At 31.1% G+C, this 527-nt stretch carries 1 protein-coding gene; it reads left to right on the top strand.

Translation table 11 applies throughout. The features are described 5' to 3' along the window. Positions 1 to 495: hypothetical protein (locus tag OR571_RS22685; protein WP_282246368.1), on the top strand; the 495-nt coding region annotated here is incomplete at its 5' end. Positions 496 to 527: the final 32 nt, after the last annotated feature.

Genomic DNA, 527 nt, shown 5'->3' with positions numbered 1-527 from the left:
AAAAAAATATGTATTGGGATTGATTGTATGAAGAGTCACATTACTACTGAGGTTTTGGATAAAGTATTTTTCAATGATGGAAGTCTAAGGGATATTTATGTTCTTGATGTGGATTTAGACGATTGGCAAAAGTTCTATGAGTGGATTTATTTATCTAGTTGGGAAACGAAGTTATATAAAGATGGATTAGAAACAGTGAATGAAATAAAAAATGTCGTCAAGTTGTTTGAAGATAAGGAAATCCATAGCTTCTTATTGTCTATTGATATCGACGGTGCTGCTTTGATAAATTGCCATTTCTTTTCAAAGGATGAAATGGAATTTGATGTTAATCCAATAGAAATTAAAAGTCTATATGAAGCTAATGCCGTATTTGAATTTATGAGAAAGCTATCAAGCATTCTTGGTAAAGAGATCTTACTAACAGAAGAGAACATACCTGAACATCCTTTGGTCACGATTAAATTAGATGATACGTTGTTTATCCATTTTTAATAAGTGTGCTTATTCAACTAACGGGTGCTTTA

This window comes from Psychrobacillus sp. NEAU-3TGS (assembly GCF_029955155.1).
Lineage (GTDB): Bacteria > Bacillota > Bacilli > Bacillales_A > Planococcaceae > Psychrobacillus.
This window is presented reverse-complemented; position numbering and strand designations above follow the sequence as displayed.